At 69.6% G+C, this 18,712-nt stretch carries 21 protein-coding genes; 7 read left to right on the forward strand and 14 right to left on the reverse strand.

Annotation, left to right across the window (positions count from 1 at the left end; genetic code table 11):
- Nucleotides 1-2: 2 nt before the first annotated feature.
- From LWP59_RS25270 to LWP59_RS25285, 4 genes are all read right to left on the reverse strand, one after another.
- Nucleotides 3-650: an HD domain-containing protein gene (locus LWP59_RS25270; protein WP_144633878.1), complete on the reverse strand. Its 648-nt coding sequence runs from the start codon at nucleotides 648-650 to the stop codon at nucleotides 3-5.
- 69 nt (nucleotides 651-719) lie between these two features.
- Nucleotides 720-2,180 carry a catalase gene (locus LWP59_RS25275; protein ID WP_144633875.1) on the reverse strand — a complete coding sequence of 487 codons (1,461 nt, stop codon included), beginning with the start codon at nucleotides 2,178-2,180 and terminating at the stop codon, nucleotides 720-722.
- 11 nt (nucleotides 2,181-2,191) lie between these two features.
- Nucleotides 2,192-2,887 carry an aquaporin gene (locus LWP59_RS25280; protein WP_144633872.1) on the reverse strand — a complete coding sequence of 232 codons (696 nt, stop codon included), beginning with the start codon at nucleotides 2,885-2,887 and terminating at the stop codon, nucleotides 2,192-2,194.
- Nucleotides 2,888-3,135: 248 nt separating this feature from the next.
- Nucleotides 3,136-3,648, reverse strand: a complete 513-nt coding sequence (locus LWP59_RS25285; protein ID WP_222425428.1) for a response regulator — start codon at nucleotides 3,646-3,648, stop codon at nucleotides 3,136-3,138.
- Here LWP59_RS25285 and LWP59_RS25290 point away from each other — a divergent pair.
- Together LWP59_RS25290 and LWP59_RS25295 are read left to right on the forward strand one after the other, a co-directional pair.
- Complete coding sequence (locus LWP59_RS25290; RefSeq protein ID WP_144633869.1) at nucleotides 3,647-5,929, forward strand: sensor histidine kinase; 2,283 nt, start codon at nucleotides 3,647-3,649, stop codon at nucleotides 5,927-5,929. The genes LWP59_RS25285 and LWP59_RS25290 overlap by 2 nt on opposite strands.
- Before the next feature lie 49 nt (nucleotides 5,930-5,978).
- On the forward strand, nucleotides 5,979-6,674 hold the full coding sequence (locus LWP59_RS25295; RefSeq protein WP_144633866.1) for a response regulator transcription factor: 696 nt from the start codon (nucleotides 5,979-5,981) through the stop codon (nucleotides 6,672-6,674).
- A gap of 8 nt (nucleotides 6,675-6,682) precedes the next feature.
- Here the strand turns inward: LWP59_RS25295 and LWP59_RS25300 are convergent, their stop codons facing one another.
- From LWP59_RS25300 to LWP59_RS25310, 3 genes are all read right to left on the reverse strand, one after another.
- Nucleotides 6,683-7,357, reverse strand: a complete 675-nt coding sequence (locus tag LWP59_RS25300; protein ID WP_144633864.1) for a signal peptidase II — start codon at nucleotides 7,355-7,357, stop codon at nucleotides 6,683-6,685.
- Nucleotides 7,358-7,443: 86 nt separating this feature from the next.
- Nucleotides 7,444-8,496 (reverse strand): serine/threonine-protein kinase, encoded by a 1,053-nt coding sequence (locus tag LWP59_RS25305; RefSeq protein WP_144633860.1) that lies wholly within the window; start codon nucleotides 8,494-8,496, stop codon nucleotides 7,444-7,446.
- Nucleotides 8,497-8,592: 96 nt separating this feature from the next.
- Nucleotides 8,593-8,763 (reverse strand): hypothetical protein, encoded by a 171-nt coding sequence (locus tag LWP59_RS25310; protein ID WP_186383058.1) that lies wholly within the window; start codon nucleotides 8,761-8,763, stop codon nucleotides 8,593-8,595.
- Nucleotides 8,764-9,226: 463 nt separating this feature from the next.
- On the opposite strand from LWP59_RS25310, the gene LWP59_RS25315 reads away from it, so the two are divergent.
- Complete coding sequence (locus LWP59_RS25315; protein WP_144633857.1) at nucleotides 9,227-9,892, forward strand: hypothetical protein; 666 nt, start codon at nucleotides 9,227-9,229, stop codon at nucleotides 9,890-9,892.
- A 90-nt stretch (nucleotides 9,893-9,982) separates the two neighbouring features.
- Here the strand turns inward: LWP59_RS25315 and LWP59_RS25320 are convergent, their stop codons facing one another.
- The gene (locus tag LWP59_RS25320; RefSeq protein WP_144633854.1) at nucleotides 9,983-10,801 is read right to left on the reverse strand and encodes a FadR/GntR family transcriptional regulator; all 819 of its coding nucleotides are present in this window, start codon (nucleotides 10,799-10,801) and stop codon (nucleotides 9,983-9,985) included.
- Between the two features lie 142 nt (nucleotides 10,802-10,943).
- On the opposite strand from LWP59_RS25320, the gene LWP59_RS25325 reads away from it, so the two are divergent.
- The 3 genes from LWP59_RS25325 (at nucleotide 10,944) to LWP59_RS25335 (ending at nucleotide 12,089) form a co-directional block, all read left to right on the forward strand.
- On the forward strand, nucleotides 10,944-11,180 hold the full coding sequence (locus LWP59_RS25325; protein WP_144633851.1) for a hypothetical protein: 237 nt from the start codon (nucleotides 10,944-10,946) through the stop codon (nucleotides 11,178-11,180).
- Between the two features lie 273 nt (nucleotides 11,181-11,453).
- Nucleotides 11,454-11,864: a hypothetical protein gene (locus LWP59_RS25330; protein ID WP_144633848.1), complete on the forward strand. Its 411-nt coding sequence runs from the start codon at nucleotides 11,454-11,456 to the stop codon at nucleotides 11,862-11,864.
- Nucleotides 11,865-11,873: 9 nt separating this feature from the next.
- Nucleotides 11,874-12,089, forward strand: a complete 216-nt coding sequence (locus LWP59_RS25335) for a hypothetical protein (protein ID WP_144633845.1) — start codon at nucleotides 11,874-11,876, stop codon at nucleotides 12,087-12,089.
- Nucleotides 12,090-12,276: 187 nt separating this feature from the next.
- On the opposite strand, the gene LWP59_RS25340 is transcribed toward LWP59_RS25335, so the two are convergent.
- The 4 genes from LWP59_RS25340 to LWP59_RS25355 form a co-directional block, all read right to left on the reverse strand.
- Nucleotides 12,277-13,419 carry an acyl-CoA dehydrogenase family protein gene (locus tag LWP59_RS25340; RefSeq protein ID WP_144633842.1) on the reverse strand — a complete coding sequence of 381 codons (1,143 nt, stop codon included), beginning with the start codon at nucleotides 13,417-13,419 and terminating at the stop codon, nucleotides 12,277-12,279.
- Complete coding sequence (locus tag LWP59_RS25345; protein WP_144633838.1) at nucleotides 13,419-14,288, reverse strand: 3-hydroxybutyryl-CoA dehydrogenase; 870 nt, start codon at nucleotides 14,286-14,288, stop codon at nucleotides 13,419-13,421. The genes LWP59_RS25340 and LWP59_RS25345 overlap by 1 nt, the downstream gene beginning before the upstream one ends.
- A 122-nt stretch (nucleotides 14,289-14,410) precedes the next feature.
- Nucleotides 14,411-15,382, reverse strand: coding sequence for an alpha/beta fold hydrolase (locus tag LWP59_RS25350; RefSeq protein ID WP_144633835.1), 972 nt, complete (start codon nucleotides 15,380-15,382; stop codon nucleotides 14,411-14,413).
- The gene (locus LWP59_RS25355) at nucleotides 15,366-16,361 is read right to left on the reverse strand and encodes an amidohydrolase family protein (protein ID WP_144633832.1); all 996 of its coding nucleotides are present in this window, start codon (nucleotides 16,359-16,361) and stop codon (nucleotides 15,366-15,368) included. The genes LWP59_RS25350 and LWP59_RS25355 overlap by 17 nt, the downstream gene beginning before the upstream one ends.
- Before the next feature lie 164 nt (nucleotides 16,362-16,525).
- Here LWP59_RS25355 and LWP59_RS25360 point away from each other — a divergent pair, with 164 nt between their 5' ends.
- Nucleotides 16,526-17,317 (forward strand): IclR family transcriptional regulator, encoded by a 792-nt coding sequence (locus LWP59_RS25360; RefSeq protein ID WP_229858516.1) that lies wholly within the window; start codon nucleotides 16,526-16,528, stop codon nucleotides 17,315-17,317.
- Here the strand turns inward: LWP59_RS25360 and LWP59_RS25365 are convergent, their stop codons facing one another.
- Complete coding sequence (locus LWP59_RS25365; RefSeq protein ID WP_144633826.1) at nucleotides 17,318-18,379, reverse strand: DODA-type extradiol aromatic ring-opening family dioxygenase; 1,062 nt, start codon at nucleotides 18,377-18,379, stop codon at nucleotides 17,318-17,320.
- The gene (locus tag LWP59_RS25370; RefSeq protein ID WP_144633823.1) at nucleotides 18,376-18,621 is read right to left on the reverse strand and encodes a hypothetical protein; all 246 of its coding nucleotides are present in this window, start codon (nucleotides 18,619-18,621) and stop codon (nucleotides 18,376-18,378) included. Before LWP59_RS25370 ends, LWP59_RS25365 begins: the two co-directional genes overlap by 4 nt.
- Nucleotides 18,622-18,712: the final 91 nt, after the last annotated feature.

Genomic DNA, 18,712 nt, shown 5'->3' on the forward strand with positions numbered 1-18,712 from the left:
GTCTACTCGGGCCAGGCCGAGTTCTCGATGAGGTCCACGAAGTTGACGCGGCGATAGCCGGGGACGAACCGTTCCAGGACATCCGCCTTGACATTGCCGAACGTGGTGGCCGGTTTGGGCGCGATGCCTTCGGTGAACGCCTGGAGAATGCCGCGCTTGAACTCCGGCCGCGGGTGCAGGCCGGTGATCTCGGCGCGGTCGGCGTCGCTGATGTCGCGGTACCCGATGCCGAGCACGTCGTATTCCACCCCGGCGGTGACCAGGGCGACCTCGGGTTCCATGAACTCCGGAATGCCGGGTGTCGTGTGCAGGGCAATGGCGGTCCACACCCGGCGGATGCTGTCCTCGGGCACCCCGTGGCCCTGGAGGAAGCGGCGGGCTTCGTCGGCACTGTCCACTTCGAACCGCCGGCCGCTGCCGTGGAACCGTCCGCTCAGGCCCAGGTCGTGGAACATCGCCCCGAGGTAGAGCAGTTCCGGGTCGAAGCTGAGCCCTCGGTTGCGCCCCTGCAGGCTGCCGAACCAGAAGACCCGGCAGGAATGGTGGTAGATGAGCTCGGTGGTGGACTCGCGGACCAGTTCGGTGGCTTCGCGGGTCAGCTTGGTGTCGGGGATCGTCGCCCCGGCCGTGATCTGTTGACCAGTGAACATCTCTGCGTCTCCTGTCGAATGAGGGCCCGGCGCCTCGGCGCCGGGCCCTCCGTCATTTGGTCCGGTCGATCAGGACTCTCCGGCCCGGACCCCCTTCTCCACCCGCCGGCCCAGGTCCTCGTCGACGTTGCGCCAGTACTCGAACGCCCGTTCCAGGACCGGCTCGGACACCCCGTCGAGCAGGTGGCCGACGATGTTGCCCACCAGCCGGTCCCGTGCCGCGTCGTCCATCACCTCGCGGACCAGCGTGCCGGCCTGGCCCCAGTCGTCATCCTCGGCGTGCAGGGTCTGCGCCGCGTGGACCATCTCCCCGTCGGCGTACCAGCCGGCAGGTTCGCCGTAGCGCTCGGTGTCCGCGCGCGGACCGCCCTTGGAGTTGGGCGCGTACACGGGATCGGACACCTTCGCGTAGCGCATGGGTCCGTCCTTGCTGTAGCTGTTCACCGGTGCGACAGGTGCGTTCACGGGCAACTGGTTGTAGTTCGCGCCGATCCGGGCCCGGTGGGCATCGGGATAGGAGAACATCCGGCCCAGCAGCATCTTGTCCGGGCTCGGCCCGATCCCGGGCACGAGGTTGCTCGGCTCGACGGCCAGCTGCTCGATCTCGGAGTGGTAGTCGGTCGGGTTGCGGTCCAGCGTCATCCGGCCGACCTCGACCAGGGGATAGTCCGCGTGCGGCCACACCTTCGTCATGTCGAACGGGTTGAACCGGTAGGTCGCCGCGTCCCCGAACGGCATGATCTGCATCTTGAGTGTCCACGATGGATACTCGCCTCGCCCGATCGCCGCGAACAGGTCCCGCGTGTGGTAGTCGCCGTCCGCCGAAGCCAGCGCGTCCGCTTCGGCCTGGGTGAGGCATTCGATGCCCTGGTCACTGATGAAGTGGTACTTCACCCAGAAACGTTCACCGCCCGCGTTGACCCACATGTACGTGTGCGAGCTGTACCCGTTCATCTGCCGCCAGGTCCGCGGGATGCCGCGGTCCCCCATCAGCCAGGTGACCTGGTGCGCCGACTCCGGCGACAGCGTCCAGAAGTCCCACTGCATGTCGTGGTCGCGCAGGTTGTTGTCGGCGCGCCGCTTCTGCGACCGGATGAAGTGCTGGAACTTCATCGGATCGCGCAGGAAGAACACCGGCGTGTTGTTGCCGACCATGTCGTAGTTGCCCTCGGTCGTGTAGAACTTCAGCGCGAACCCGCGTGGGTCGCGCCAGGTGTCGGGGCTGCCCCGCTCCCCCGCGACCGTGGAGAACCGGGCCACCATGCGGGTTTTCGCGCCCGGCTGGAACACCGCGGCCTTGGTGTAGGCGCTGACGTCGGCGGTCACGTCGAACTGCCCGAACGCGCCACTGCCCTTCGCGTGCGGTTGCCGCTCGGGCACCCGCTCTCGGTTGAACTGGGCCATCTGCTCGATGGCGTAGTGATCCTGCAGCAGGATCGGTCCGTCCGGGCCGACCGTGAGCGAGTGCTCATCGCTTTCGACCGGGATGCCCGCGTCGGTGGTCGTCGGCTTCGGTTGAGTGCTGGTCATATCCGTGCCTCCTATTTGTCGTCGGGGTTGAGTGCCAAGAAGGTGAGGCCTGCGGCGACGCCCGCGACGGCCTGCACCACGAGGTAGACCCACAAGGTGGACCAGGCGAACAGGCCACCGGTGGCGGCACCCAGCGCGACCGCGGGGTTGAAGGCGCCGCCCGAGATCCCACCGACCGCGAAAGCGCCCGCCGCCACGGTGAACCCGATCGCCAGGCCGAAGAAGGAGTTGCCCTGCTGGCTCTTGCTGGTGGCGACGTTGAGTACCACGTAGCACAGGCCGAAGGTGAACAACAGCTCCGCGACGGCCGTGGCCGCGAGGGCGTGCCCGGACAGGTGCAGGGTCGTCACCGTCGCCGGGTTGGCGACCGCCCGTGCCACCACCGCCGCGACGGCCCCGGCGGCGAACTGGGCGACCCAGTAGCCGGCGGCGTCGGCAGCCCCGATCCGGCCCCGGCACAGCGCCGCCATGGTCACGGCGGGGTTGTAGTGACCACCGGAGATGTGCCCGCCGGCGTAGATCATCACCATCAGGATCGCGCCTGCGGCCAGCGGGGTGAACGTGCTGTGGCTGAATCCGCTGACCGTCACCGTGAACACGAGGAAGAATGTCCCAATTACCTCGACAGCGTATTTCCTGGTCGTCGTCCCCCATTGAGGGACGGCGGCCACGACCGATTCCGGTTCGCTCGTGACGACGTGCGTCATGTTTCCTCCTTGCCGTGGAAGCCCCGGCCCGGGTTTCCTTTGCCGCTTATCACGATTCCGCGCAGGAGCCCCGGTGTCATGGTTGCCAGCGACCACCCGGGCCCCCAGCCAGTGGAACCGGCCGGATTCCTGCTAGCGGTACCGCGACGGAATTCGCGCGGATCATTACGGGCAGAGCAGGTGGGTTTCGTCGTCCGCTCGAATAGCGGGAAATGGGAGCTTTCGCGCTTTTCGTGCCGGGCCGGAAACTACGAGCGGCCGAGAATCCGGCCGATGCCGTTCGCCGAGAGCTCCGACTTCGTCAGGAACCCGGCGGCCGGCCCTGCGGCGATCAGCTCCGCGTAATCCGTTCCGGCGCTCGCCGATATCATGATCACTTCGGCGTTTTCGCCCGCGCCGTCCCGAGCCAGCAGCGTCGCGAGGTCGAAGCCACTCTCGTCCCCGAGCCCGATGTCGACGAGGACGACGTCCGGCCGTAGCGCGCGAGCCTGCCGGAGTGCGTCGTCGGTGTTGGAGGCCGTACCCACGACTGCCACGCCTTCCCGCCGCAGGAGAAGGCTCGCCTCCCGGAGGAAGGCGGCGTTGTCGTCGACGAGCAGGCACCGCAGCGGCATTCGATCATGGTCGCACGGATCGGCCGGGAACGCCTTGCAGCTAGCGGGAATGTGCTCGCCGATGCAGGAGCCGTGTTCACCGGAACGGCTGCCGGCGCCGGCGTGGCCTTGTCGGTCCCTCGAGCTTCGCGCTACCGTCACCGTCATGGACGCGCCAGATACCGGCGCCGCCGTGGTCGATGCCCCCGATCTGGGCGCGGACCACGATTCACCAGAGAAGGCGAGGCTGGGCGACCTTGCCGACGAGCAGGCTGCGCTGCGGCGCGTGGCCACGCTGGTGGCCGGGGGCGCGACGCCGGACGAGGTGTTCACAGCCGTCGCCGACGAACTGAGCCACCTCGTCGGCGCCGAGGCGACGTTCGTCTCCCGCGTCGATCCCCCGCCGGGCGAGGGCGAGGAACCCGAGGGGCACCTCACGGTCGTGGGGTCCTATGGCCGGGTGAGCGACCGCATCCCGGTCGGCTTCCGGCTCCAGCTGCTCCCCGGGATGATCCAGGCCACCGCGCTGCGCACCGGGCGCCCGGCCAGGACCCAGGGTGAACGGCTGGCCAACGGCCCGCACGCTGCCTGGGTCGCCACGCTGGGCATGCGAGCCGGCGTTGCCACGCCGATCGTGGTCGGTGGGCTTCGCTGGGGCGTCACGGTTGCCGCCACCTCACGCGAGGACTTCCCGGCCGGCACCGAGGACCGCATGGCGGGGTTCGTGGAGCTCGCCGCCATGGCGCTCGCCAACGCGAAGGCGCAGCAGGAGCTGCGTGAGCTCGCGGACACCCAGGCCGCGCTGCGCCGCCTGGCCATGCTGGTCGCGCGGGGCGCATCACCCGAGGCGGTGTTCGCGGCCGTGGCCAGGGAGGCACTCCGGCATTTCGGTAGCGGCACCGCCAGGATGATCCGGTATGAGCCCGACGGGAGGGCGACGCTCGTCGCCAACGAAGGCACCACGGGCCCCCACGTGCGGGTCGGGGAAAGCTGGGAGGGTTATCCGCCGGGCGGGCTGACCGCGACGGTCCTGCGGACCGGCCGGACGGCGCGGGTCGGCGACTACCGCGATCTGCCGGGCGGGGAGGCGTATCTCGGCGAGGGGCTGCGGTCCGCGGTCGGGATGCCGCTCCACGTCAACGGCCAGCTGTGGGGAATGATCGCCGTCGGCTCCGGGCAGCCGTCACTGCCCCCTGACACCGAACAGCGGATGGCGGGGTTCACCGATCTGATCGCGACCGCGGTCGCCAACGCGCAGAACTGGGCCTCGCTGGAGGCCGGCCGCGACGAGCTCGCCCGCCTCCTGGAGGAACAGGCCGCGCTCCGCCGGGTGGCCACGCTCGTCGCCCGCGGCATCCGCCCGGACGAGATCTTCCTGGCGGTCGCCGACGAAATTCGGCGGCTGCTCGGCACGGACAGCGCGGGCATCGCCCGCTTCGAGCACGACGGGGCCTCGGTCGTGGTCCTCGGCGGCGTCGGGCAGATCCCGGTCGACCTGCCGATCGGGACGCACGTGCGGCTGCGCGACTACACCGCCCCGGCGGTGGTCTGGCGAACCGGCCGTTCCGCCCAGGTCGACGAGGACGCGTGGCGCGGCGTGTCGGACCCGCTCGCCGACGGCCTGCGCGAGCTGGGAATCCGGGCGATGGTGGCCAGCCCGATCGTCGTCGAAGGCCGCTTGTGGGGCGTGGTGAACGCGTTGTCGAAGCAGGGGCCGTTTCCCTCCGACGCCGCCGACCGCATGGCGGACTTCACCGAACTCGTCGCGACGGCCATCGGAAACGCCGAGAGCCGCGCCGAGCTCGCCGCCTCGCGGAAGCGGATCGTCTCAGCCGCGGACGAGGCCCGCCGGCTGATCGAGCGGGACCTGCACGACGGTGGGCAGCAGCGCCTCCTCGCGCTGGCACTCAAGCTGCGTTCGGCGGCGGCGTCACCCCACGGGCGGGACGATCTCCGTACCGAGATCACGGACGTTGCCACCGGGCTCATGGGTGTGGTCGACGAACTGCGGGAGATCTCCCGCGGCATCCATCCGGCGATCCTGTCCAAGGCAGGGCTACGACTGGCGCTGCGCGCGCTGGGGCGGCGCTCCACCGTCCCGGTGGAAATGGACGTGCGGATCGACGGCCGACTTCCCGAGCCGGTCGAGGTGGGCGCCTACTACGTCGTCTCGGAGATGCTCACCAACGCGGCGAAGCACGCGGGTGCCTCGGTCGTCGAGGTGGACGCGGATGCCTCCGACGCCACGCTGCGCCTGTGCGTGCGTGACGACGGTGTCGGTGGCGCCGACCCGTTGCGGGGGTCGGGGCTGGTCGGGCTGAAGGACCGGATGGAGGCGCTGGGCGGCACTTTCTCCCTGCACAGCCCGGCAGGCGGCGGCACGACCGTGTCCTGCGAGCTTCCGTTGCCGACCGATAATGACCAGCCGCATGCGGGCCGCACCGGGTAGCGACGGTCGGTGCTGGTCACAGGCGCTGTACCGCGGCCATAATCGTGGGATGCCCACACAGCCCGGGACGGCCGGTGTTGCTCCGCTCAGCCGGCGTGGCGCGCACGTCGTGCTCGCCGACGACGACGTCCTGATGCGCGAAGGCCTCGCCAGCCTGCTCGACCGGTCGGGGTTCGAGGTCGTCGGCCAGGCGGGAAACAGCGTCGAACTGCTCGCGCTGGCCCGTTCGGCCAGGCCGGAGCTGGCGATCATCGACATCCGGATGCCACCTGGGCACTCCGTCGAGGGTCTCGAGGCGGCGCGGGTGATCCGTGAGGAACTCCCCGGCACGGCCATCCTCGTGCTGTCGGCGCACGCCGAGGTGAACGAGGCCATGGATCTGCTGGCGGGCGGTGAGCGCCTCGGCTACCTGCTCAAGAGCCGGGTGACCGACATGGCGGAGTTCATCCGGACGGTCGAGCGGATCATCGCGGGAGGTTCGGTGGTGGACACCTCCCTGGTGCAGGAGCTCGTGAAGGCCCGCCGCCGGCGTGATCCGCTCGACGTGCTCTCGCCGCGTGAACGCGAGGTACTGGCCCTGATGGCCGAGGGTGCCTCCAACGCGGGTATCGCCGAACGGATCTTCGTGACCGAGGGCACGGTCGAGAAGCACGTCCGCAGCATTCTCACCAAGCTCGACCTACCGGAGAGCGGCACCGATCACCGGCGGGTGCTGGCCGTGCTGAGGTTCCTCGAAGCGCGCTGAGGCTTCACTCACTGATCCGTGGCCGGGCTGACCGATGCGAGCGGGGCGGTCAGGCCGCCGTAGTGCGCGGCGCCGATCCCGACGACCACGACCACGCCGATCGCACCGGCGAACGCCGGCAGCCGCTGCCGAAGGCGCTTGTGCGCGGTCACAGCCGGCCTGTTCGCCGCCTTCCAGCGCAGGTAGCCAAGGGCCAGCAGGAACAGCGGCGTCGCGCCGATGATGAAGAAGTCCGCGATGTTGTAGTAGCTCTGACCGACCTGAATGAAATCGACCGCTCCACGCACGCTGCCTGGCGCGGTCCAGTAGTGCATTCCCAGACGGTCGAGCAGATTGCTGCTCCATCCGCCGAGCATCAGGGCTGCCGGTACGACGACCTTCATCGGAGGGCGACGGCGTACCAGGACGGATACGGCGATGCTCAGCAACCCGAAGTCGGCCAGGTCGAGCAGGGCGCCTGTGACCGGATCGGCGTACCACCCGCCAACCATCGTCCCGACAAGGGCATCGCCGCCGTCGTTGATGATCGCTGTGGAGACGTGCCGCCAGGCCCACCACTTCATCGCCTGATCCAGAACGATGACGAGTGCCAGCAGGGCCGGCACGATCCATCGCTGACCGGATCTGCCCGTCTGTTCCACCCGGACCGACGAGGCAGCCAGAATCGTTGTGCCGCGGTTCATGGTCGTCTCCCTGCGCTCGGTACCCAGCCGCACTTGCCGCGGCGTCTCTACCAGGTTGGCGCCCGAGCGTCGTGAGGTCTTCACGGTCAGCGGTCATCCCGGCTGGCGGCTGGCTGGAATCCTGGGCTGGGTGCTACCGGCCCATTGCGCGCACCCCAGCGCGAATACTCGCCGTCGCGCTGGATCCCACGGAGGGCAGTGCGGGCCTCGTCGGCATTGAACCGCTGTTCGGGCTCCTTGGCGAGCAGGCCTTCGATGACCGGGCGCAGCGGACCGGCGCGCCGGAACGGCGCGGGCGGGTCTTCGACCACGGCGGTGAGGGTGGCGAACACGTCGCCCTTGACGAAGGGCGCTCTGCTCTCGACCGCTGCGAACAGCGTCGCGCCGAGCGAGAACAGGTCGGAGGCCGGCCCGGCTGCGCCGCCGCGGAGCTGCTCCGGTGCCATGTAGGCGGGGCTGCCGACGAGCTCGCCACCCGGTACGGGTGCGGGGTCGTCCAGGGCTCGCGCGACACCGAAGTCGGTGAGGACCACGCGCCCGTCCTCGCAGAGGTGCACGTTGGCCGGCTTGACATCCCGGTGGACGATGCCCGCTCGGTGTGCCGTCTGTAGCACGTCGAGCAGGGCCAGGCCCACCGCCGCCGCCTGATCGACCGGCAGCGGTCCGTCGGCGTCGACCGCCTCCGCCAGGGTCCGTCCCGACAGCAGTTCCATGACGATCCACGGGCAGCCGTAGTCCTTGACGACGTCGTGGATCCTGACGGCACCGAGGTGATCGACCCGGGCCGCCGCGCGGGCTTCCTCGAGCGCCCGCCACCGAGCGGCCTTGCGCGTCGTGCCGGACGCCTGAGCGCTCAGGACGAGTTGTTTGAGGGCGACCAGCCGGTCCAGCACCTCGTCCTCGGCGAGCCAGACCCGGCCCATGGCGCCGCGCCCGAGCAGGGAACGGAGCCGATAACGGCCGGCCACCAGCCGACCGCCCGGCCCCGGCGACTGCCCTTCGGCCAGATCCAGATCCGGCGCGACGGTCGCGATTCCCGCTTCCGGGCCGGCACGCCGACACCTCGCGTCGTGGAGACGTCCACCTGGCAGGTCCGAGGCAACCTTCATAGTGGCCAAGGATGTGCTCGGCCCGGTCACCTGTCTCCGTGGCAGGCACCTATCTTCGGTACCGGCCAGCGGGAAACGCGCCCTGGCAGCCAGCTGCAAGGCCACGCTCGCGACAGCCGGGCGCAGTCACTCCCGTGCGTTCCGGGTCATGAAGGTCCGCGCGTTCCCCGCCGCCGGGGCGACGAAGACGATGTCGTCCGGACGGCGTCGGGGGACGTCGATCGCCAGGACGACCAGGGGGTGCTCGCTGATGGCCGGGAAGCCGTGCACCTTCCGCTTCTCGAAGCACAGGAACATGCCCCGGGCGCGCCTCGTACTCCCGGCCGTCCAGGTGGAACGTGCCGCGATCGCTGAGCACGTAGAGGTTCTCGTCGCACTCGGTGTGGTAGTGCAGCGGAACCTCCCGGTATATCCGGAAAATCCGGGTGCTCTCGGTGGGTTTGTCGATGAAGTACTGCCGCCGAGATGAGAAGCCGCTGAAGTCTTGCTGAGCGGGGACGATGAATCAGCACGCACTCCGGCGGAGCAGACACAGCCCCGGCACAGGACGCGCACAAGGACCGCACATGGTCGGCCGACACTCTTAGGTTGATCACCTACTTGGTAGGCATAGAGATAATCTACTAGAAAGAAGAGCTCCCTCATGAACGAGTACGGACCGACAAGTCACTCGCCGGCCGGGTCATCCCTGGCGCCCGTGGCCGACCGAGAACGCGGGCCGCGTGCGCGGCGGTCGCTGAAGCGGAAGGGCGCGTTGGCCATGACGGCAGGCCTGGCCGTCGCGGTGGCCGGGCTCCTGGGTGCCGGAACGGCTTCCGCTGCGGATCTCTCGTCGTCCGCGCCATCTCTGTCGGCCGCGGTCACCCCTCCCGGTGGCGGCGGGGCCCGGTCCGGGCCGGAAGACGGGGGCGCGACCGGCATCGTCGACTCCACGTCGACGTCGAGCTTCACCTTCACGACGGCAACCGGCGTGGCAGTGACCGTCGACGAGGATTCCTCGACCAAGTACGACGTGGGCGTCCTCCCCGTCCCGGCGAGCGTCGTGCACAAGGGCGAAAGCGTCCTCGTCCTGGGACTGGTCGACACCTCGACCATCACCGCGACCCAGGTCACCGTCCAGCCCTTCGGCGACGGGGGAGCTGCGGCCGCCCGGGCGGCCGGGGTGATCGCCTTCCAGCAGGGAGTCCCCTCGCCGGCGCAGTCGGTCGGTCAGGTCCCGTCGGACTACACCGAAGGAGACGGCACGATCATGAGCGGGACCGTCGCGGACAAGGCCACCGCCGCCGCGCAAGCCGTCGTTCCCGGCGGCGTCGTCGACCGTGTCGTGCGGCTGAGCGACGGCGAGTACGAGGTCCACAACATCAGCATCAACTGGCCGCATCATGTCTTCGTCAGCGCGGGCTTCAAGGTCCTCGGCTACGAATAGCCGCCGCGATGGAGCGTCGGCGCCCGTAGCCGGCCGGGTTGCCCTGGTGGTGTGCCGCCGGGGCAACCCGCATTCGCGCTCGACGAGGAATCAGGGCTGGTTTCGCCGGTCGGGACCGTTACTCAGCCCGACGTTGGCGCCCAGCCAGGAAGACAGCAGGCCGGCGAGTCCTGGGTCGGTCTCCCGGATGCGCTTGGCGCCGGGTGAGGACTGGACCCGTTTGACCGCCTTGGCGTGGTACTCGCGGATGAGCTGGACGGCGGCGGGACCGTCCCTGCGGGCGACGGCCTCCACGATGTCCATCCGCGCCTTGGTCAGCGACCGGGGGACCCGGCCCCATTCCTCGCCGGTTTCGCCGGCCAGTTCGAGGGCGAGACCGAGCTGGATCTGGGTGATGAATCGGCACAGTGCGGCCAGCAACGGGTTGTGCGAGATGGCGGAAAGCGTCACGAAGAAGTGCAGCAGTGCCGCGGCGGAGGATTCCGCGTCGCCTACCTCCGCTGCTCGCTCGGCGGCGGCGCGCAGATCGGCGATGTCCTCGTCCGACGCCCGTTCGACTGCTTGCTCGACGGCGTAGGCGTTGAGTGCGCCCAGCAGACCGAACACGTCGGCCGCGGTGACCTTCTCGAACTGGACGACGGATGCGATGGAGATCGCGAGCAGCGTGTCGCCGCTCGCGGTGACGGTGGTCCGGCTGCCGTTGCGGGTGCTGAGCAGGCCCATCGCGGTCAGTACCCGTACTGCTTCCCGGATGGTCGGCGCGCTGACGTCGTACTGGGCGGCCAGTTCCCGCTCCGAGGGCAGCCGCGCACCGTCGGGTACCGCACCACTGAGAATCTGGCCGCGCAGGTCGTCCACGATCTGGTCGGCGACCCGGCCTCGGTATAGCCGCGCTGACGGCTGTGACATGTGCTCTCCTCGGCAGCTCCTAGCGCGACATTACCTACTTGGTACGTAATGCGCGGACGGGTGGTGCCTGCCGGTCCACCGGTTGTTTCTCAGCGCCTTCTCAACTGTCGCACCTTGTCTGGCGGCCGGAGTTGCCGCCGGCGTGTACGAGACCGGGGTGCGCATCGGCACGGCGCTGGGCACGGCGATCGCCAGTGCGCTGTTCTTCGGCACGCTGGCCGGCACACACGGTGACTGCCACGCCGCGGTCGCGGTCGGTCTGATCAGCCCTGCCGTACTGGTCGGCCTCGCCTTCCTGATCGGGCTGACGGACGTCATCCGGCCGGTACACGCCACGGCGACGTCCCGGGAAGTAGGGGAAGTCGAGATTGCCGGATAGGCGCCTCCCATTACCGGGGTGGGTCAGTGGGGCAGCAAGAAGAACGACTCGTCATGGGTCAGGCCGTAGGCGCCGCCGCAGAGGTTGAGGTGGGACCCGCGTGACGGTTTGGTCACGACGTGAAACAGCCGACCCGCCGTCGGAGATCAACTACCCGTGTCCCGTTTACCTCTGGTAGCGCTTCTCGCACTGTTGCTCACCGCGTGCACGGCCACGCCCAGCCCCATGCCTTCCCACCAGATGGTTCCCGCGCCGTCATCGGCCACACCGCCATTGACCGCAGAACAGGCGCTGGGTGAGCTGACGAACCTCGACTACTGCAGCCTGCTCGATCTGGACAAGGCCGCCAAGGCCGGCGCCGACGGCATCGGCCCACGCATCGAGGCTCTGGGCTACTGCGGCGCGCACGCGACCCTGGACGGGCACGGGGTCGACCTCATCGTCGGCTCCCTCGCCGGCGCCAGCGCCGATCCCGGCCGCGTCACCGATCCCGCGAAGACCCTGGACCAGGGCCTGCGCGTGGAAAACACCGGCGCCGCCTCCGACTACTCATGCATCCGCTACCTGACCTTCGCCGACGGCACCCATCTGATGGCCGATACCGACTTCGCACCACAGATCACCGCCACCGCGAACCAGCTCGCCCGGTTGTGCGCGGTGGACACGGCGGTACTGGACGGGTAGCTGACGTGGGTGGCCTTGTTGTTCTCGACGGCGTTGATCAGGCCGTCCCTCACCGCCCAGCCGAACACCGCGTCCTGCGTGATCAGGACGGACCTCGGTCCGGCACCGATCGCGGGCGAGGACGAACTGGTGAGCCTGACGACATACCTGCCCACCAGTTCGGACGCCTGCACCACCGCGACCACCCTGGCCACCGACGCCTGGCCCAAACTGCCCGCACACTGACAGCCCCCGCCGCCAAGCCCCGACACTCCCCCGCGGGACGATACGACCCGTTCGCAGATGCCTGAGCCCTGGACACATCATGCGCTGTCCGACAAACGCTGAGCGCGGCCGACCAGGCAGCCGCCGAGTCGAAGTGCGCCCCGCGGCGGGCCCAGTTCAGGTCCGGAAAACCCGGAAAGACGCTGGTTCAGCCCTTGAGTAGTGCTCTTGCCATGACCATCCGCTGGATCTGGTTGGTGCCTTCGTAGATCTGGGTGATCTTCGCGTCGCGCATCATGCGTTCCACCGGGAAGTCGCGGGTGTAGCCGGCACCACCGAACAACTGCACCGCGTCGGTGGTCACCGACATCGCCACATCGCTCGCGTAGGCCTTCGCCGCCGACGCCATGAAACCCGCCCGCGAGTCACCGCGCTCGGTCGCCGCCGCGGAGGCGTACACCAGGTGCCGTGCCGCCTCGATCTTCATACCCATATCGGCCAGCATGAACTGCACGCCCTGAAACTCCGCGACGGCCGTGCCGAACTGCCTGCGGTCCTTCACATACGCCACCGCCGCCTCCAGCGCACCCTGGGCGATGCCCAGTGCCTGCGCCCCGATCGTCGGGCGCGTGTGGTCCAGCGTGCGCAACGCCGTCTTCAGACCGGTGCCGGGCTCACCGATGATCCGGTCCACCGGGATCGTGCAGTCCTCGAAGTAGATCTCCCGCGTCGGCGAACCCTTGATACCGAGCTTGCGCTCCTTCGGCCCCACCGAAAAGCCCGGATCATCCTTGTGCACCGCGAACGCCGAGATACCCTTCGACTTCTTCGCCGCGTCCGGATCGGTCACCGCCATCACGGTGTACCAGGTGGACTCCCCCGCGTTGGTGATCCACGCCTTGGTGCCGTTGAGAACCCACACATCACCCTCGAGCCGGGCCCGGGTACGCATCGACGCGGTGTCCGAACCCGCCTCGCGCTCCGAGAGCCCGTACGAGGCCGACGCCCCGGCCGCGATATCCGGCAACACCAGCTTCTTCACCGCATCCGACGCCGAGAGGATGATCGGCTGCGTACCCAGCTTGTTCACCGCCGGAATCAACGACGCCGACGCGTCCACCCGCGCGACCTCCTCGATCACGATGCACGCCGCGACCGCGTCCGCACCCTGACCCTCGTACTCCTCCGGAACGTGCACCGCGTGGAAACCGGCCTTGACCAGCGCGTCCCGCGCCTCGGACGGGTAACGCTCCCGCTCGTCCACATCAGCCGCGTGCGGAGCGATCTCCTTCTCCGCCAGCGCACGCACCGCGGCACGCAACTCCTGGTGCTCCTCGGGAAGGGAGTACATCAGGCGTCCTTTCCGTAGTCGTAAAACCCGCGGCCCGACTTCTTGCCGTACAGCCCGGCGTCGACCATCCGCAGCAGCAGCGGCGGGGGCGCGTAGAGCGGCTCCTTGAACTCGGCGTACATCGAGTCGGCGATCGCCCTGGTCGTGTCCAGGCCGATGAGGTCGGCCAGGCGCAGTGGCCCCATCGGGTGGGCACACCCGTGCACCATCCCGGCGTCGATGTCCTCGGCCGCGGCGAACCCGGACTCCAGCATCCGGATCGCCGACAGCAGGTACGGGACCAGCAGCGCATTTACGACGAAACCGGCTCGATCCCGCGCGTGCACCACCGTCTTGCCCAGCGTCCCGGTCGCGAAGTCCGCCGCCCGCTCCGTGGTCTCGTTCGACGTGAGCAGCGAGGGGACCAACTCGACCAGCGGCAGCACCGGCACCGGGTTGAAGAAGTGGATGCCCACCACCTGCCCGGCGCGCCCGGTCGCCATCGCCAGCTTCATGATCGGGATCGAGGAGGTGTTCGAGGCCAGGATCGCGTCCGGGCGTGCGACGACCTTGTCCAGCCGGGCGAACACGTCGGTCTTGACCGCCTCGTCCTCCGCCACGGCCTCGATCACCAGATCGCGATCCGCGCAGTCGCCGATATCGGCCGTGTAGCTCAACCGCGTTTCCGCGTCCGCCCCTTCTTCGGCGGTGAGCTTCGCCTTCGCCACCGCGCGCTCGAGCGAACCGCTGATGCGTGCCCTGGCCCGGTCCAGGGCATCCGTGCCCACCTCCGCAACGAGGACGTCCAACCCGGCCCGCGCGCACACCTCCGCGATCCCGGCCCCCATCAGCCCGCCACCGACCACGGCGACCTTTTCGATGTCTGTCAAGGATCCAACCTCCGTCGGATGGGACAACAACGGGAATGTTAGGTGGTCCGACTATTGGATGTCCTCGCTACTGCGACCCATGTCTCACTTCGGCCGGGCAACTGCCTCGCCTGTCTCGTGCTTCAGCCGCGCTTCACCAACGGCAACTCGGGGCGCCGGGTGGACACGCCCGCCTTGTCCGCCAGCTCGCCGGACACGGTTCCGTAGGCGAAGAACTCGGCGAACACGGGGTTGAACAGGTCCGGCCGGTCGGTCTGGCCCTGGTGCCCGCAGTCGTCGGGGTAGAAGAACTGGACGCCGGGCAGGTGGTCCTCCTGCACGTGACCCCAGTCGACGGGGGTCAGGACGTCCTGGCGGCCGTAGAGGTAGATCCCGGGGATGTCGAGCCGGTCCAGACGGCCCTTCGTCGACAGCCTCGCGGCGCGGTTCTGGTCGGTCCACGGGGTGATGTGCCGGTACTGCAGCAACGTCGGCCAGAACCTGCGGTGGGCCTCCATTCGCGCGCAGGCCGAGAGGTACCGCATCTCCACCAGGTCGTCGCTCACGGCCTCGGTGCGATGGACGATCGCCTCCATCATGGAGCGCATGCCCTCGCGGGTGCCGTCATAGGCGGTCAGGTGGAACTGGCCCTTCGGCGGCTGGACGTCTTCGGGCACGAGGTCGCCGATGTCGCCGGCGACGAGCGCGAAGCTGAGCACCCGGTCGGGGTGCGCGACGGTGTAGTTGACCGTGTTCATGCACCCCATCGAGTTGCCCGCGAGGTGGAAACGATCCAGGCAGAGCGCGTCGGCGAAGGCGTGGATGAAGTCGACGAAGTCCTCCATCCCGCGGGGCCAGTATTCGGGGCGGGTGTCGGACAGGCCGAACGCCGGCATATCGGGGCAGTAGACGCGAAAGCCCCGCGCGCCGAGGTAGGGCGCCATGAACCGCCAGCCGGCCAGGCCCGAGGAGCCGGGCAAGCCCCCGTGCAGGAGGATCACCGCGGGCCCGGTGTCGCCGGACGTCATGTAGTGCGCGCGGGCGCCGTTGGCCAGCCGCACCCAGCGGCTCGCCATGCCCGGCACCTCGACGAGGTGCTCACTGGTCAGGGTCATGGATGTGCTCTCCTTCGTTCACGATCACGTCCGCCAGGCCCAGGAAGTCCAGGGCGTTGCGGGCCAGGAGGCCGGGTTCGGGCAGAGCCTCGGCCGACCTCATCGATCTGGTCATCTGGCCGGGGAAGAACGGGGCGTCGCTGCCCAGCAGCAGCCGCTGCGCTCCGAACCGGTGGACGAGCAGCCGCAGGTGCTCGTCGTCGAACACCAGGGTGTCGGCGTAGAGGCGGCGCACGTGCCGGTCCGAGTCGGCGGGGTCGCGGTCACTCGTGAGACCGGCGGCGAGCCGCAGCCGCGGATAGGCCCACGGGAACGAGCCGCAACCGTGTGCCAACCCCACCCGGAGGCGCTCATACCGGTCCAGCACCCCCCCGAACACCAGCGCCGCCGCGGCGATCGCGGTGTCGGTCAGCATGCCGAGCCCGAGGTCGTACGGCGCGCCGGCCCGGCGCAGCACACCACGGCCGCCCTCGACGGGGTGCACGAACACCGCCGACCCGGTGGCGTCGCACGCCGCCCAGAAGTCGTTCAGCGCGGGCGCGTCGAGGTCCAGGTCGCTGACCCGCGTGCCGATCTCGACGCCGCGCAGCCCGATCCGCCGGCACCTCGCGAGCTCGGCGACCGCCGCGTCGACGTCATGCAGCGGCAGGCAACCGAGTCCGAGCAGCCGGCCGCCGGAGGACGCGCACGCCGCGGCGATCGAATCGTTCATCACCCGGGCGTAGGCCGAATCGGTCCCCGGCGCGCAAGCGTGCTCCATCGTGACCGGCACCGGTGACACGACCTGGTGTGAGATCCCGGCGCGGTCCATCTCCGCGAGGCGGAGCGGCACGTCCCACAGCATCGGCTGGACGCGCCGGAACACCTCGTCGCCGCGCAGGATCCGTCCGTGCTCGGCGTCGAGGCGGGGTGCGCCGGGGAAGTTCGCGTCGGTGCCGAGGTAGTGCGCGTGCACGTCGACCGCCGTGACTGGGGGCATGGGCCGGACGTTAAACACCCGCGACGGACGGCGTGGCGGGAGTTTCAGTGGCCGGAACCGTGCACCTCCCGCGGTGGTGCCGAATTAGACTCGGAGCGGTTCCAGCCAGGAGAACGGCTCGTGCTCGCTGCCGAGCACGCACGAGGAGGTGCGCCGTGACCACGATGGAGCAGCAGGAGCCGTCCTCGCCCGGGTCGATTCTGTCCAAGGCGTTCGACGTACTCGGGGCGTTCGGCCCCGAGCTCCGGGTGCTGACGCTGACCGAGATCGCGCACAGCAGCGGGCTTCCGAAGTCCACCGTCCACCGGCTGCTCGGCAGGCTGACCGCGCTGGGTGTGCTCGAGCCGCACGGCGCGGGGTTCAAGGTCGGGCTGCCGATGCGCCGCCTCGCCTCGGCGATGCCGATCGAAAGCCTGCGGCAGTCGGCGCTGCCCCACCTCGGGGCACTGCACCACTGGTCACACCGCCACGTGCACCTCGGGGCACTGCGCGGCGCCCGGGTGGTGTTCGTGGAGCGGTTGATGGTGCCTGGTCACGATCTTCCTTCGGCCGCTCCCGGCACCGATCTGCCGGCGCACGCGACCGCGCTGGGCAAGGTGTTGCTGGCACACGTGCCTGAGGAAGAGGTCGAGGCCGCACTGGCCGAACCGATGGCCGCGCTGGCGCCGAACACGATCATCGACCCAGCCGACTTCGCCGCCGAGCTGAGCCGGGTGCGCCGCAGCCAGGTCGCCACCGCGCGCGGCGAGTCACATCGGGACGTCACGTGCGTGGCCGCGCCGATCCTGATCCGCGGTCGCGCGGTGGGCGCGGTGTCGGTGTCCACCGCCGCCCGGGACGCGACGGTGGACCGGGCGCTGCGGGACGCCGTGCGGGTCACGGCAGACCGGATCGCGCGCGACAACCGGAAAGTGCTCGCGCAGGGGCATGAGCACTGGTTCCCCGGAACGGTCTGATCAGCGGTAGACCGCGAAAGGTTTGTTGGAGTTGAAGACGTCGGTGGCCACCAGCGTGGACCACCGGAGTTCCAGGCCGACTTCGCGCACCGCACCGAAGAGGCAGAACCAGTTCAGGATTTCGTGCTGCCCGGCCTCGACGACCTGCCGGCCGGTGACCGCGGCCAGCTCGTCGTAGCGTTCCCCCGTCATCAGCCGGTAGAGCCGCTCGTCGGCATCGGTGTCCGGGCGGATGTGCCACAGTGCGTCGGTGAGGAAGGCGTGTGACCAGCTGGACGAGGCCACGAACGCGACTCGCTGGTCGCGGTGGGCGAAGTGCCGGGCGATGGCCGCGCCCACCTCCATGCAGCGGGCCGGGCTGGGCCCGGAGGGGTCGGGCTTCTCGTCGGCGATGTCGGCGAACCGGGCGAGACCGCCCTTGCGGGCGATCGCGTGCTGCCCGTAGCAGTTCACGGTGACCGGCAGCAGCGGGTACGGGAACCGCGCCCCGGCGTGGTCGTAGTCCAGGAAGAGCTGCGTGTTGAGGATGGCGTGCGGGAAGTGCGCGCCCTCTCGTTTGCGGTAGGAGTAGGCCATGTCGACGCCGTCGTGGACCAGACCGTCGGTCAGTTCCCGCGCCGTCGCCGCGTCGCCGCGGAGGGTGATGCGGAAGTCCTCCGGTAGCCCCCAGGCGTTGGGGCTGCCGCGCTCGTTCATCACCTCGAAGGCCGGTACCTCGAGGTCGTCGTAGGCGAGCACGCAGAACGGCGGAACGACCTCCTCGCGGAAGTTCTCGTACTGGTCGTCGCCCCACACGACGACGACGTCGGGAGCGAACTCGTCGAGTGCCTCGCGGCAGCGGGCGAGCCCGGCCAGCAGCTTCGCCCGGTGCCCGGCAGCAGCGGAACGGCCCTGGTCGTCCCCCCATTCCTCGCGCATGGTCGCGGGCCAGTGTGCGGGGTCCTTCTCGCGGTCGGGGATTCCGGGGTCGGCCAGGGTCCACCGCAGCAGGCCCGCCATGTGCTCGTCGGTGCCGGCGAGCAGCGGGTAGTGCGTCATCCCGATGCCGAGGAACTGGCTCATCGTCGTGCCTCTCCGTCGAGGGTGGTGGCGTGCGGGACGGGCATGACCACGACGCTGGCGGTACCGAGGTGGAGCCAGTTCACGCCGTCGTCGTCGGGTTCGTGCGGCAGGACCTCGACGGTCGTGAACGGAACCCCGTGGGGGTCGTGGGTGCCCACGATGATGTTCACGTCGCACCCGACGGCGCGGACGTGCAGGATCTTGTCCGGGCCGTCGGTGCCCTGGTGGTCGACGATTCGCATCGCCGGACGGTAACCGCGCCGGAAAGCCCGCCGCGGCAGCGGTTCCAGCGGCCGGAACGGCTGCCCACGGCGCCGGAACCGCTTCCTAGCC

This window comes from Amycolatopsis acidiphila (genome assembly GCF_021391495.1).
GTDB classification, from domain to species: Bacteria; Actinomycetota; Actinomycetes; order Mycobacteriales; family Pseudonocardiaceae; genus Amycolatopsis_E; species Amycolatopsis_E acidiphila.